We start from the raw sequence: 12,491 nt of genomic DNA, 5'->3' as shown, positions 1-12,491 counted from the left end.
CACGCAGGATCGCTATGATCTGCTCCTCGGTAAATCGACTGCGCTTCATCGTCGTCCTCCTTCATGAAGGACTCTAGCTCAGACTGGAGGAGTTTCTGGGGAGCACGTCAGCGGCAAAGCTGACCAACACGACGGCAGGCTAAGGCCGCCATCTTCCAGTACATCAAGGGGTTTTATAACACCCCAGGACGCCATTCATATCTGGGCGGTATCAGCCCCTCGCATTCGAGGCCAAGGTGGCATAATGAGACAGGTGACCGGCACAAAACCGTTACAAGTCCAAAATGACCGATGATGATCAGGCGATGACCAGCCCTATCCGTTCCGTCACGACCCAATATGCCGGTTGGTCGACCATGAAGCTGGTCGAATTCGCGCTGGAATCGGGCGTGTATGTGAAGCGGCATGTGGAGGACCACGGACTTGCGGTCGGTGTGCTTCCCTATGATCCTGATCGGCGCTGTGCGCTGGTTATCTCCATGCTGCGCGCGCCGGTGTTGCTCGCGGGCGAGCCGAGCATTTACGAGGTGCCGGCGGGGCAGCGCGAAGCGGACGGCGCGGAGGAAAGCGCACGGCGAGAGGCGCTTGAAGAAGTCGGCGTGTCTCTGCGCACGTTGGAAAAGGTGATCCATGCCTGGTCGATGCCGGCCATCTCCAGCGAACGGATATCGCTCTATCTCGGCGTCTATTCGGCGGCTGACCGGATCGCACCGGGCGGCGGCCGCGCCGACGAAGAGGAGGAGATCACGGTGGCTGAGGTAGCGCTTGACGATCTGTGGACCCTCTATGCGCGCGGTGATCTCACCGATATGAAGACGGCGTTCCTCCTTCAGGCGCTTCGGCTGCGTCGTCCCGATCTTTTCACCGTGGCCCTGTCGGGTTAGATGCGCGTGCGCATCGCATCGATAGCGGAGATTTGGACATTGGCGTTCGGAACGGCGCGGGATAAGAGAACAGCAGATGCGCATCGCCCTGACCGTTGAAGCCCTGTCGCCAAATCTTTCGGGTATCGGCCGTTATACGTGGGAGCTTGCAAGCCGCATCGGCCGATCGGCATCCATCGACGACCTGACATTCTATCGGGATGGCCGGATGTGGACGGATCCTGCGGTTTTCCTGTCCGATGCCGCAAGCCCGTCGCGGCGGCGCCGGTTCCGGCTACCGCGCCGCCTGCGCAAATATGTTGAAGATCGCGGCCTGCGCGATCGCCTGTTCCATGGCCCCAACTACTTCCTGCCGCCACGGGTCGAAGGCGGCGTGATCACGGTACATGATCTGTCGGTCTTTCGCTTTCCCGAAAGCCATCCGGTCGAGCGCATTCGCCATTTCGAACGGGAGTTCGCATCGTCCATCGCGCGCGCCGCGCATGTCATCACCGATAGCCGCACGGTGCGCGATGAGGTGATCGCGTTTGCCGGGCTCGCGCCGGAGCGGGTCACGGCAGTTCCGCTGGGCGTTTCGGAAGCCTTTCGGCCGCATGAGGAAGACGTCTTGCGTCCGGTGCTCGGCCGCTATGGGCTGGAGCCGGACCGTTACGCGCTATGCGTGTCGACGCTTGACCCTCGCAAGAAGATTGAGGAGTTGCTGGCGGCTTGGATGGATTTGCCGCCGGATCTGCATCGCATGTGGCCTCTGGTCGTGATCGGATCGAGCGGCTGGCTGAGTGATGATCTGCAGGCGATGCTGGCGCGCGGGGCCGAAAAAGGATGGGTCAAATATCTTGGTTTCGTGCCGGAAACCGACTTGCCCGCCCTCTATGCCGGTGCGCGGCTGTTCGTCTATCCATCGATCTATGAGGGTTTCGGGCTTCCGCCTGTGGAGGCAATGGCTTCGGGTGTGCCGGTCGTCATCTCGTCTGCAGCCTGCCTGGTCGAGGTGGCGCAGGGGGCGGCTCTCCAGGTGAAGCCGGAGGACCGGGAGGCATTTGGCAAGATGCTGGTGCAGGGACTTACCGACGAAAGCTGGCGTGCTTCGGCGCGGAGGCAGGGCCTTATAGTAGCGGCATCCTATTGCTGGGACCGTTGCGCGACGGAAACCGTTTCTGTCTACGTCAATACAGTTGCGTCCCGGTGACGGCAGGCATAATGCACGGCCAGTGTTTGAAGGATTATCTATGCTGAAGGTTTCTGAACTCGCGCCCCGGAATCGGGGAAGCAGGGTTCGCGCGGCGCTCGTCGTCGCATCGGCTCTTGCCCTTGGCGGGTGCGCCGCCATGAGCGCATCCGGCCCCACCACCGGGCAGATCGAAAAGTTCAGCAAGGATGCTTCTTCCTACGGCATTCGCGTGATCGACGTGACCGAAGTGGTTGCGCGACGCGTTTCTGAAGCCGGGCGCCCAAAGCTGTTCTCGGACACGCTGGGCGACGCCATGCCGGTTGGCGCGCAACTTGCGCCAGGCGACCAGTTGGACATCACCGTGTGGGAAGCGCCGCCGGCCTCGCTGTTCGGTGCGACAGGTCTGGAGACGCGCTCGACCGGAGGGCTCAATCAGGCGTCGAAGGTGACGGCGCTTCCCGAACAGATGATCGATTCTACAGGGCGCATCAATGTGCCCTTCGCCGGAAGCGTCCAGGCGGCTGGGCGCACCCCGCGCGAGATCGAGGCCGACATCACCAACCGCCTGCGGTACAAGGCGCATCTGCCTCAGGTGCAGGTGCGGCTGATCCGGAATGCGACGGCGGACGTGACCGTGGTGGGAGAGGTGGCGCAAAGTTTGCGGATGCCGCTGTCTCCCAAGGGCGAACGCCTGCTCGATGCACTTGCCGCCGCCGGTGGCCTGCGTCAGCCGCTGGGCAAGACCAGCGTCCAGGTGACGCGCGGCAATGTCGTCCAGGTATTGCCCATGGACACGGTGGTCCGTGATCCGCGCCAGAATATCGTGCTGAAATCCGGAGATGTCGTCACCGCATTGTTCCAGCCTTACAGCTTCACGGTGTTGGGTGCGGCCGTGCGCAACGAGGAAGTCAATTTCGAGGCGCAGGGCATCACCCTTTCGCAAGCGCTGGGCCGCGTAGGGGGGCTGCAGGATTCGCGGGCTAATGCGCGGGGCATCTTCATCTTCCGCCTGGAAAATCCGCAAGCCGTGGACGCCACTGCGCTCGCCGCAGGGCCGCTGACGCCGGAAGGTAAGGTGCCAGTGATCTATCGGATCAACCTCAAGGACCCCGCGACCTTCTTCATCGCCCAGAGCTTCCCCATCCGCGATGACGACGTGTTGTATATCTCGAACGCGCCGCTTGCCGATTTCCAGAAGTTCGTTGGCATCGTTTCATCGCTTGTTTTCCCCGTCCTCAGCGTGGAAAACAGTTTGAACAACAATTGATCGGCTGACAGCACATCGACGGTCCAAAAGGGTAGGGCGAAACGGCCATGGGCGATCTGCTGCTCGATGTCAGCCGGATGATCTGGCGCATGTCGACCGGTCGGATGCCGACCGGCATCGACCGGATATGTCTTGCCTATATGGATCATTATGCGCATCGGGCGCAGGCGGTGGTGCAGAAGGACGGATGGCGGCGCATCCTGACGCCGGCCGCGTCACAGGCGATGTTCGCCCTGATCCGGCAGGCGCCGCCGCAGTTCAAGCGAAAGGTGGGCATGCTGCTGGCGCGCTCCACCGTGCAGTCGCCGGCCGTGCAACGCGGCCGTGGCCGCATCTACCTTAATGTCGGACATACCGGTCTCGATCACCCTGGGCTGGAGCGGTGGGCGGCGCGGCTCAATGTGCGGCCCGTGCTGCTGGTGGCTGACCTTATTCCCGTGACCCATCCCGAATTCTGCCGGCCGGGCGAGAAGGAAAAGCACGAGCAGCGGATGGAGAACCTGTTGCGGGCCGGAGCAGGGGTCATCGGCATTTCACAGGACACGCTCGACGAACTCAGCGATTTCGCCGAGCGGCGTGGCCTGTCGATGCCGCCTGCAATCGCATCGCATATCGGGATCAAGCATGAAGATGTCGGTCAATTGCCCGAAGTCCCCCCATTTGAGGGCCGCCCTTATTTCATCATGCTCGGCACCATTGAGGGCCGGAAGAACCACCTGCTGCTGCTTAACATTTGGCGCGAACTGACGGCACGCCTGGGCGATCGCGCGCCGATGCTGCTGGTCATTGGCCAGCGCGGATGGGAATGCGAACAGGTGGTCGACATTCTGGAGCGGTGCGAGCGTGTGCGCGGACATGTCATCGAACTGTCGCGCCTACCCGATGCGACCGTTCTGCATTATCTGCGCCATGCGCGCGCGCTGCTCTTTCCTTCCTTCGTCGAAGGCTATGGCATACCGCTGGTCGAGGCGTTGTCTTTGAGAACACCGGTGATCGCAAGCGACCTTAATGTGTTCCGCGAACTGGCCGGGGACATTCCCGATTATCTCAGTCCGATTGACGGCGCGGGGTGGATGCGCGCGATCATCGACTACAGCGCTACGGACAGTGCGGCGCGCGCGGCGCAGATCGGCCGCTTGCAGGGCTATCGCGGGCCGGATTGGGGCCAGCATTTCGTAGAGGTGGACGCGTGGCTCTCTCAGATGTCGCAGTCGGCCTCTGACCGGCATATGTAGGGGATTGCCAGAACGCGCCTGACAACCGACTGGATCAATGTGGTGACCGCGCTTTCGCTCGCGAAACCGCCACGTACCAGGCAGCGGTCGTGAAGCACCCGGTGGAATGCGCGCCAGACCGCCGCGTCGGGGCGGCCCGGTCGCGCCCAATATCCGTCGAGGCCATCCTGATGTGTGAGGCCCGGCACGTTATAGATCGCTTCGCCAAGAACGACGACGGGCACCCCTGCCGCCAGGGCGAACGTGCCCGATGTGCTGTTGACGGTCACCATGCCGACCGATCCCTCCGACAGACGAGCGAGATCCCCCCCCCCGATATGGATGAGGCGGCCTTCAAGACCGCGCGCACGCGCTTCCTTCGCGATGAAACGGGACCAGATGCGCCCGCCCGCATCCAGGGGATGCTCCTTCACCAGCAGGATAGTGTTGGACGGGGCGTAGTGCTGGAAGCTGTCGAACACATAGCAGGCCGCGCTCGCCATGTCGTCGAACGGACTATGTTCGCGAATCTGATAGTCGGAACTGAGCTGCAGGGGGAACAGAAAATAGTCCTGCCCTTCGACATGCCGTAGCGCCCGCTCGGTCTGCCGGGCCACGCGCTTGCTGCTGACCATGAGCTTCCACCCCCACCGCACGCCTTCCGTCAGCACCGATCCTGGCCTGTGTGAGCGATAGAAGGGGTAGCGCCAGCATCCCGTCACCAGATGGTGGAAATAACGATAACTGTCCCGTACGCGGCGGTTGAAGCTGGCTGTGATCGGCGGCAGGTCCGGCACTGGCGGCAGGATGCGCGCCTGTTCCAGGAACCATTGCGGGTCGCGGGGCAGCGTCGAATTCCCGTTCACGCCATCCAGTTCCATCGTCACCCAGTCGGGACGGATATAGCCTTCCTCGAAGACATGGATGTCGACATTACGCAGCTTCGCCATGCCGTGGGCGGCGCGGTGCATGGGGCGGCAATCGCCGAACAGCATGACGTTGGTGATGCGGTTGTCGCGCAGGAAATGATCGAAGAAACGGGGCCAGTTGGCGAGCGTGCCGCGATAGTCGATCGCGCCTTCGCCCGGCCAGTCATGCCGGTCGCCGCCGTTGAAATTGATCCGGTAAACGGTGGCGCCCAGTTCGCGCAGCCGGTCCCCAAGCAGGCAGAAGAAGGGGCCGGGCGGCCCCTGGAGCATCACGAATATGCGGCCTTCCAGATTGGCCGGCGTCGGTGTCGTGGGCTCCGGGCGCGGATCGTCGACGATGGAGATGCGCCGCAACGGGGAAATCCGCGCGACGTCCGGGGCCAAACGCTCATGGGCGTGAGAGCTCATGTCAAACTTCTTCAACGCTACCTGCCCGCTTGCGCCATTTATTCATCCGGCCTTGCAGTCTTCTTAAAGGCACGATCAGTCGATTTTGTTTTTTGATACCCGCTGCCAGTCTATGCACCAATATTTCCGGCGTGCAAGGCAGGTGTGTCACAGGATCGAGATAACGCGGATAGCTGAGCAGAACGCCCGCCACCAGCTGATCCACATCAAGTTTTGCCGTTCGCCGCATGGGCACGTCTCCCAGGTCGCGGGTCAATCCCCAGCCCGCATAGAATGGGACGCCATGGGTCGTCACATCCCGTCCCCTGAGCAGCGCTTCGAAGCCCGCGAGCGAGGAGAGCACATGGATGCCGTCCACCCTGTCGAGCAGCGTCGATATGGGCGTGCCCCTGTCGATCGCGTCGGCAAGGTCGAGCGCCATGGCGTCGGGGATGTGGCCGATCCGGTGCCCGGCGTCCACGTCGGGATGGGGGCGATAGATGAGGAAGGCGCCGGGCTCGATCGCGCGCGCGCGGCGCAGCAGGTCGAGATTGCCGGTGACGGCGCCGCGGGCCGCGAGCACCGATCGGTCGTCTTCCACCTGGCCGGTGACAAGCACGATCCGCCTGCCGCCGCCGGGGCGCTCGGGCGTTTCCTCCTGCGTGCTGCCGACGCCATATTTGGAAAGGCCCGTTGAAACGATCAGCGCGCGGAGCTGGGCTGCGCGCGCCAGCAGATCGGGCGGGAAATCGGCTTCGTTCAGGATCTGCTCCAGCCGGCTCGGCCGGGCCGGGTCGAAATGGACGCCCACGGGATCGACCGTGATCGACAGCGGCGGCACGCAGTCCGCGCCAAGGCCGATGGACCGGATGAAGCCATCCTCCACTTCATGCAGCGGTGGCCCTCCGTTGCTCGTGCGATCCTCTATGGCGCTGAGCAGGTCCGGCGGCGTCTTGCTTTTCCACACAGCGACGGCGCTGTTGGGCGGCAGCGCGTCAAGCTCCCGCACGCTGGAGAGATAGGCCAGCGGATCGCCGCCGCCCCACAGCAGTGGCGCGACCGTTTCCCGTTTCCAGAACGCCATGCCCGCAGCGCCGCCGATGGGGCGGTTGGCGTCGATCAAGGCCCGCCAGTGAGACAATAGCGCGATGATCCCCTCCGCATGGGCCTGTGCGCCGGTGAAGGGATCGACATAGCCGATCCCCGCCAGCGCCGCCTGCGTAACGGCTGTGTCGAGCGGTGGTTCCTTCCGATCCGGGAAGGCCAGCGTTGGCGTGCCGGCCAGATGCGCGATCGTCAGGCGTTCGTCCGCATCGTCGGCCCAGAGCGCGGCTGCGCCATCCGCCATGTGCCAGGGATCGAAGGCGCCGACCACAAGCGGCGCGGGCAGGGCGGGAAGCTGGCGGGCGGCGGCGCGGTCTATGGCCCAGAAGATCAGCGAACCCGGCATCGCGCGCGCATGGGCGATCATGGCCTGGGCGCTTTGCGCGTCCTTCGGGCAGGCGATGATGGCGCCCTTGGCAATGGCGGGTTGGCCGCCCCAGAAGCTGCCGCCGACGCGTGCCGTGCGCAGCAGCGCGATCAGCCTGTCGGCTTCTTCGCGCGTGGGGGGCGTGGCATGGGCACGCCGATAGGCCAGCGTGACAGGCTTCGCGCCCGGAAAGGGCGGCGCGCGCAGGAAGGCGGATGGCAGGGGCGTGCCGCTCATGGCCTGTGCGTCCCCAGCACGGTCCAGTCGGCGGGCAGGGGCGGCAGGCTGTCGAACCGGCCGTTCGCCAGCGTCTCGATCGCTTGCGCCGCCCAGGGCCCGAGCGTCTGCATGACCGGCTTGTGCGTCCATCCGATCATGCTGATCGCTTCGGCCGGGCCGCCGGTTTCGGGCAGCAATTCGCCGGCGCTTCTGGGCGGCACGATGTCATCCGCGCTGCCCTGCAGGATCAGCATGGGCGCCTTGACGCAGCGGGCCGCGACACGATTGTCCCATGCGTCGGGCAGGACGCTGCCGAGCACGGGTGGCGCCGCTTCCTTGATGTCCGCGAAGGCGCCGATGGTGATGACCCCGGCGGCATGTCCATCGGCGCAGGCGGCATCCAGTGCCACGGCTGCGCCCAGCGAATGGCCGACCAGCCAAAGCCGCGCCTGCGGCCCCGCCAGTTCGCGCGCCTTGGCGACGAAGACCGCCGCGTCGCGCAGGATACCCTGTTTCGAAGGACGGCCCGGATTGCCGCCGAAGCCGCGATAGGAGGCGACCAGCACGGCGTCGCCGCGTCCGCGCAGATATTGCGCATATTTGGCGCCCACGCCCTGATGCGCGCGCCGTCCGTGGAAGAACAGGAAGATGTCGCGGTCTCCCGGTGCGCCCGGCCAGTAGAAACCCTGTAGCGCCAGATTGTCGCTGGTCGTGACGGAGAGCGTTTGCGGCGGGCTGTTGGTCCAGTCGCCAATCGTCACCGCTTCGGCGCGCGGGGCGTACAGCGCTTGCCGCGCGATACTGCACCCACCCATTGCGAGCGCTACCGCCAGCAACGGCGCGACCAGCAAGGGGAGGCGCATGCGCCGCATCTCAATCGGCGGTCCGGGGCACGCGGGAAAGGGTGAGCAGATCGGTCAGCAATGCCTCGGCGCGGTCGAGCGGCCAGGCATTGGGGCCATCGGACAGCGCCTTGTCCGGGTCCGGATGGGTTTCCATGAACAGGCCGGACACGCCGGCCGCTACCGCCGCGCGGGCGAGCAGGGGCACGAACTGCCGGTCGCCGCCGGACCGGTCGCCAAGGCCGCCGGGGCGCTGCACCGAATGGGTCGCGTCGAACACCACCGGGCATCCGGTTTGCGCCATGATGGCAAGGCTGCGCATGTCGACCACCAGGTTGTTATAGCCGAAACTGGTGCCGCGTTCGCACAGCATAACGCATTCCTCGGGCTTTCCGGCGCGCATGGCGGCGTTTTTCGCCTTGGCGACGACCTGCTGCATGTCGGATGGCGCCATGAACTGCGCCTTCTTGATGTTCACGGGCTTGCCGGTCGCGGCGGCGGCCTCGATCAGATCCGTCTGGCGGGCGAGGAAGGCCGGGGTCTGCAGCACGTCGACCGCATCGGCGGCGGCGCGGGCCTGCTCGGGGGTGTGGATGTCGGTCAGCACCGGCAGCCCGGTCTCGGACCGCACCTTTTCCAGGATGCGCAGCCCTGTATCCATGCCGGGGCCGCGAAAGGTGCTGCCGGACGAGCGGTTCGCCTTGTCGAAGCTGCTCTTGAAGATCAGGTGCAGGCCAAGCCTGTCGGCGATACCCCGCAGGTTTTCCGCTACGGAAAGGACAAGCGCCTCGGATTCGATGACGCAGGGCCCTGCGATAACGAACATCGGCGCGTCGGCGCCGACTGGTTTTCCTGCAAGTTCCATCGGTTTCGCTATACTATCGACCGCGTGGAGAGGATAGCCTCGATGGCTGCCACGTCGGTGGGGTTGTTGAGTTCGATCGCATCCCATGCTGGTGGGTCGGTGGCGACGACGGCGACAGGCAGGCCGTGATACAGGAAGCGCAATTGCTCCAGTCCCTCGATCTCCTCGATCCGGCTGGGCGGCAGCGCGGCATAGCGCGCCAGCGCTTCGCGCCGATAGGCATAGAGCCCCAGATGCAGCAGCACGGGCGGCGATGCCTCCAGCGGGCTGCCGGGCGCAATATGCGGCAGGACGCGCTTGGAGAAATAGAGCGCCTGGCCCTGTGCATTGAGCACCACGGTGGTCCCGCCCACGCGGCCCTGCGCCTGGTCCGCCACCAGATGGCGATAGGCGCTGGCCGAGCAGCGCACCGCCACGGTCGCCACCTGGCAATCGGGGTCGGCGCGCATATGGGCGATCAGCGCCTCGACCAGATAGGCTGGCGTCAGCAGTGCGTCGCCCTGGAAATTGACGACGATCTCGATGTCGTCGGGCAGGGCGGGCAGGGCGGCCGCGACGCGCTCCGTGCCGTTGGCGCATTCCGCCGGCGTCATCGCCACGGCGGCGCCGAAGCCGGCGGCGCAGTCCGCGATCCGCGCGTCGTCGGTCGCTACGAACAGGGCATCCACGCCCGGGACGGCGCTGGCCGCCTCGAAACTCCGCTGGATCAGCGGCTTGTCGATGCCTGTCGCGCCGCGCAGGGGCGCCAGCGGCTTGCCCGGATAGCGGGATGACGCATAGCGTGCAGGAATGACGATGGCCGCGCGCATGGGTCGCCTTGTTCTGTCGATCATATGCTGTCGATGGGTAGGAGAAGGGCTTACAGCCCGATCGCCATGCTGTGGATATGCACCAGCCCGATAGGCTTGCGGGGATTGTCCCGGCACATCACGAAGACCACGGTGATCGCCGCTTCCGACATCAGCGCCAGCGTATCCTCCACCCGCGTGCCGCTGGGCACGGTGATGGGGTTGCGGGTCATCACGTCGGCGGCGGTGGCGATCAGCATCTGGTCGAACGAGCGGCGCAGGTCGCCGTCGGTGATGATGCCGATCAGATGGCCGTCATCGTTCACCACGCCCGCCGCGCCCTTGCCGGTGGAGGTCATTTCCAGCACGACGTCGCGCATCCCGGTATGGGGAAGGACCAGCGGCAGCGGCAGGTCCGGCTGGATCAGCTGGTCGACCGGCAGCAGCCGCCAGCCGATCTCGCCGCCCGGATGCAGCTCCATCAGGTCCTTGCGGGAAATGCCGCGCACTTCCATCGCCGCGATGGCCAGCGCATCGCCCAGTGCCAGCATCATCGTCGTAGACGTGGTCGGCGCGATCTTCACCGGGCATGCCTCTGGCACATGGGGCAGGCACATGGCGATGGTGGACTGGCGCGCGATCGGGGAATCGGCCTTCGACGCGATCGAGATGATCGGAATGCCAAGTTGCCGCGCATGGGCGACGATGGCACGCAGTTCCATCGTCGCGCCGGAATTGGAGAGGACGAGCAGCGTGTCCTTGCGCATCAACATGCCCAGGTCGCCATGCGCGGCCTCTGCGGGATGCACGAAAAAGGCCGAAGAGCCGGTGGCGGCAAGCGTTGCTGCAATCTTGCGGGCGATATGGCCCGATTTGCCGATTCCGGTCACGATCACGCGGCCCTTGGTGCTGGCAATCACCCGCACGGCGGCATCGAACTTGTCGTCGATCACCTTGCTCAGTGCGGCAAGACCCTGCGCTTCCTGTTCAATAACGCGACGACCGCTCTCCCTGGGGGAGGCAATGGTTGAGGACTGCATGCACGGTTTCCCTAGCTTGTTTGGTTATTCAAGTCCCGACCCGGCGTGCAGGCTTAGCCTCGTAAACCATGAATGCAACCCCGATCTTGCAGTGCATAAGGCGTAAACCACGGCACTGCAGCAAATCTGCAACGGATTGAAATGCGTTGTAATCAACGATCCGCGGGTCGTTTCCCGCCACTTTGCTTCCAGGGCTGGCCGACCCATTTTTCCAGCCGGTCGCGAACCGACCAGAGCAATCCGACGCGCCGTTCCGCCAGCCCCGGCAGCGACAGCGGATCGAGCCCCGTCCACGGCAGATAGGGGTTGCGCCGCGAATAGGCCCACAGTTCGACGCGGGTCGACGGGCGCGCCGAGGGGCCGCGCGCATGGAAACCGCAGGTGTCCGCGACCACCAGCGTATTGGCGGACACCGCAAGGCGGCGCGGCGCGGGCAGGCCGAGCCCGGCCAGTTCCTCTTCCCGCACCCGCATCGATCCGCGGGCGGAAAGATGATCCACGCCTTCGGGCGCGGCGATGCTGCGCGCCTGTTCCCAGGCCAGCCGCTGCGGGGTCAGCCGGTGCGATCCGGGGACATAGGTGAACGGCCCCTCATCCTGCGCCACGTCGGTCAGGAACAGCCAGGCCTTCATCGTTGGGTGGAATGTGTCGGCGTGCAGCGCTTCCTGCGGGTCGGGGGGGGCGTCCACGACATGCGACAGGATCGACTGCACATAATAAAGCGGTTCGCTGGCATGGCTCGCCACATAGCGGACAAGCGCGCGCAGGCGCGGCGTCGCCAGTGCCTGCGCCAGGCCGGGGACGGCGCCCAGCATGGCGGGGTCCACGGCCATGCGGCGTGTGATCGTGTCGCCCTGCAGCATTTCGCGCGCGGGGAATTGCTGGGCCATCAGCGATGTGCGAATCCGTTCGAACGCGTCTGCCGGCAGGAAATCCGGGATGGCGACGAAGCCTTGCGCCTCGAACTGGGCGATGTCCGCGGGGGCGAGATGGCGGGCAAGGCGGCGGCGGCGGCTGGCCGCCATGGCGTGCGCGGCGCGGATGCGCGCGGCGTGCAACCCCAGGCGATTGAGCCGTTTCGAGCCGATGACCGGATTATCCTTGAAGGATTTGGCGCCTGTCGCCAGCTGGACGATCCAGAGCGGCGACATGATAACCGATCTGGCCGTGCGAAGCGTTGTGCGAAGGGCCGTTCGAAGCTGTCCGCCGGGCGTCGTCATGCCGCGCTTGTGCCGCCGGGGGCGCTTCAAGTAAAGCGGCTTCCTTCCCTGTTTCGGCGCGCGGGGGTAAAGGCTAGAAGAACAGGCGCCATGAACGGACAATTGCCAGAGTGAACGCGATCAGCGAAGCGATAACGGGCGCCAGGAGCGGCGTCGGCCTGCCGGCAGTGCGCGCGCGTGTCTATCTGTTGGGC

Annotated in this window: 11 protein-coding genes and 1 pseudogene; 5 read left to right on the top strand and 7 right to left on the bottom strand. The window is 65.2% G+C overall.

The window, feature by feature from the left end:
• Positions 1-126 precede the first annotated feature (126 nt).
• From WFP78_RS23485 to WFP78_RS20840, 5 genes and pseudogenes are all read left to right on the top strand, one after another.
• Positions 127-245 (top strand): annotated as a pseudogene (locus WFP78_RS23485) (IS3 family transposase); the annotation flags it as partial.
• Between the two features lie 60 nt (positions 246-305).
• A complete protein-coding gene (locus WFP78_RS20855; RefSeq protein ID WP_336966373.1) occupies positions 306-884 on the top strand; it encodes an NUDIX hydrolase in 579 nt (192 codons plus the stop codon).
• Positions 885-960: 76 nt separating this feature from the next.
• Positions 961-2,073, top strand: a complete 1,113-nt coding sequence (locus WFP78_RS20850; RefSeq protein ID WP_336966372.1) for a glycosyltransferase family 4 protein — start codon at positions 961-963, stop codon at positions 2,071-2,073.
• 40 nt (positions 2,074-2,113) lie between these two features.
• Positions 2,114-3,322 carry a polysaccharide biosynthesis/export family protein gene (locus WFP78_RS20845; protein ID WP_336966371.1) on the top strand — a complete coding sequence of 403 codons (1,209 nt, stop codon included), beginning with the start codon at positions 2,114-2,116 and terminating at the stop codon, positions 3,320-3,322.
• Between the two features lie 224 nt (positions 3,323-3,546).
• Positions 3,547-4,557 (top strand): glycosyltransferase family 4 protein, encoded by a 1,011-nt coding sequence (locus WFP78_RS20840; protein WP_336966370.1) that lies wholly within the window; start codon positions 3,547-3,549, stop codon positions 4,555-4,557.
• Here the strand turns inward: WFP78_RS20840 and WFP78_RS20835 are convergent.
• The 7 genes from WFP78_RS20835 to WFP78_RS20805 form a co-directional block, all read right to left on the bottom strand.
• Positions 4,521-5,873 (bottom strand): capsule biosynthesis protein, encoded by a 1,353-nt coding sequence (locus tag WFP78_RS20835; RefSeq protein ID WP_336966369.1) that lies wholly within the window; start codon positions 5,871-5,873, stop codon positions 4,521-4,523. The genes WFP78_RS20840 and WFP78_RS20835 overlap by 37 nt on opposite strands.
• 1 nt (position 5,874) lies before the next feature.
• Positions 5,875-7,560: a capsular polysaccharide export protein, LipB/KpsS family gene (locus tag WFP78_RS20830; protein ID WP_336966368.1), complete on the bottom strand. Its 1,686-nt coding sequence runs from the start codon at positions 7,558-7,560 to the stop codon at positions 5,875-5,877.
• A complete protein-coding gene (locus WFP78_RS20825; RefSeq protein ID WP_336966367.1) occupies positions 7,557-8,405 on the bottom strand; it encodes an alpha/beta hydrolase in 849 nt (282 codons plus the stop codon). Before WFP78_RS20825 ends, WFP78_RS20830 begins: the two co-directional genes overlap by 4 nt.
• Positions 8,406-8,415: 10 nt before the next feature.
• Positions 8,416-9,249 carry a 3-deoxy-8-phosphooctulonate synthase gene (kdsA, locus tag WFP78_RS20820; protein WP_336966366.1) on the bottom strand — a complete coding sequence of 278 codons (834 nt, stop codon included), beginning with the start codon at positions 9,247-9,249 and terminating at the stop codon, positions 8,416-8,418.
• An 8-nt stretch (positions 9,250-9,257) separates the two neighbouring features.
• A complete protein-coding gene (locus WFP78_RS20815) occupies positions 9,258-10,058 on the bottom strand; it encodes a 3-deoxy-manno-octulosonate cytidylyltransferase (RefSeq protein ID WP_336966365.1) in 801 nt (266 codons plus the stop codon).
• A 50-nt stretch (positions 10,059-10,108) separates the two neighbouring features.
• Positions 10,109-11,077, bottom strand: a complete 969-nt coding sequence (locus WFP78_RS20810; protein WP_336966364.1) for a KpsF/GutQ family sugar-phosphate isomerase — start codon at positions 11,075-11,077, stop codon at positions 10,109-10,111.
• A gap of 152 nt (positions 11,078-11,229) precedes the next feature.
• Entirely contained in the window at positions 11,230-12,228 is a 999-nt protein-coding gene (locus WFP78_RS20805) for a phytanoyl-CoA dioxygenase family protein (RefSeq protein WP_336966363.1), read from the bottom strand.
• Positions 12,229-12,491 lie beyond the last annotated feature (263 nt).

It is taken from the genome of Sphingobium aquiterrae (assembly GCF_037154135.1).
GTDB classification, from domain to species: Bacteria; Pseudomonadota; Alphaproteobacteria; order Sphingomonadales; family Sphingomonadaceae; genus Sphingobium; species Sphingobium aquiterrae.
This window is presented reverse-complemented; position numbering and strand designations above follow the sequence as displayed.

Bases quoted from the DNA above. Each gene is read 5' to 3' on its own strand.
- WFP78_RS20855 (WP_336966373.1), top strand. From the start codon at position 306: ATGACCAGCCCTATCCGTTCCGTCACGACCCAATATGCCGGTTGGTCG.
- WFP78_RS20850 (WP_336966372.1), top strand. From the start codon at position 961: ATGCGCATCGCCCTGACCGTTGAAGCCCTGTCGCCAAATCTTTCGGGT.
- WFP78_RS20845 (WP_336966371.1), top strand. From the start codon at position 2,114: ATGCTGAAGGTTTCTGAACTCGCGCCCCGGAATCGGGGAAGCAGGGTT.
- WFP78_RS20840 (WP_336966370.1), top strand. From the start codon at position 3,547: ATGTTCGCCCTGATCCGGCAGGCGCCGCCGCAGTTCAAGCGAAAGGTG.
- WFP78_RS20835 (WP_336966369.1), bottom strand. From the start codon at position 5,873: ATGAGCTCTCACGCCCATGAGCGTTTGGCCCCGGACGTCGCGCGGATT.
- WFP78_RS20830 (WP_336966368.1), bottom strand. From the start codon at position 7,560: ATGAGCGGCACGCCCCTGCCATCCGCCTTCCTGCGCGCGCCGCCCTTT.
- WFP78_RS20825 (WP_336966367.1), bottom strand. From the start codon at position 8,405: ATGCGCCTCCCCTTGCTGGTCGCGCCGTTGCTGGCGGTAGCGCTCGCA.
- kdsA (WP_336966366.1), bottom strand. From the start codon at position 9,249: ATGGAACTTGCAGGAAAACCAGTCGGCGCCGACGCGCCGATGTTCGTT.
- WFP78_RS20815 (WP_336966365.1), bottom strand. From the start codon at position 10,058: ATGCGCGCGGCCATCGTCATTCCTGCACGCTATGCGTCATCCCGCTAT.
- WFP78_RS20810 (WP_336966364.1), bottom strand. From the start codon at position 11,077: ATGCAGTCCTCAACCATTGCCTCCCCCAGGGAGAGCGGTCGTCGCGTT.
- WFP78_RS20805 (WP_336966363.1), bottom strand. From the start codon at position 12,228: ATGTCGCCGCTCTGGATCGTCCAGCTGGCGACAGGCGCCAAATCCTTC.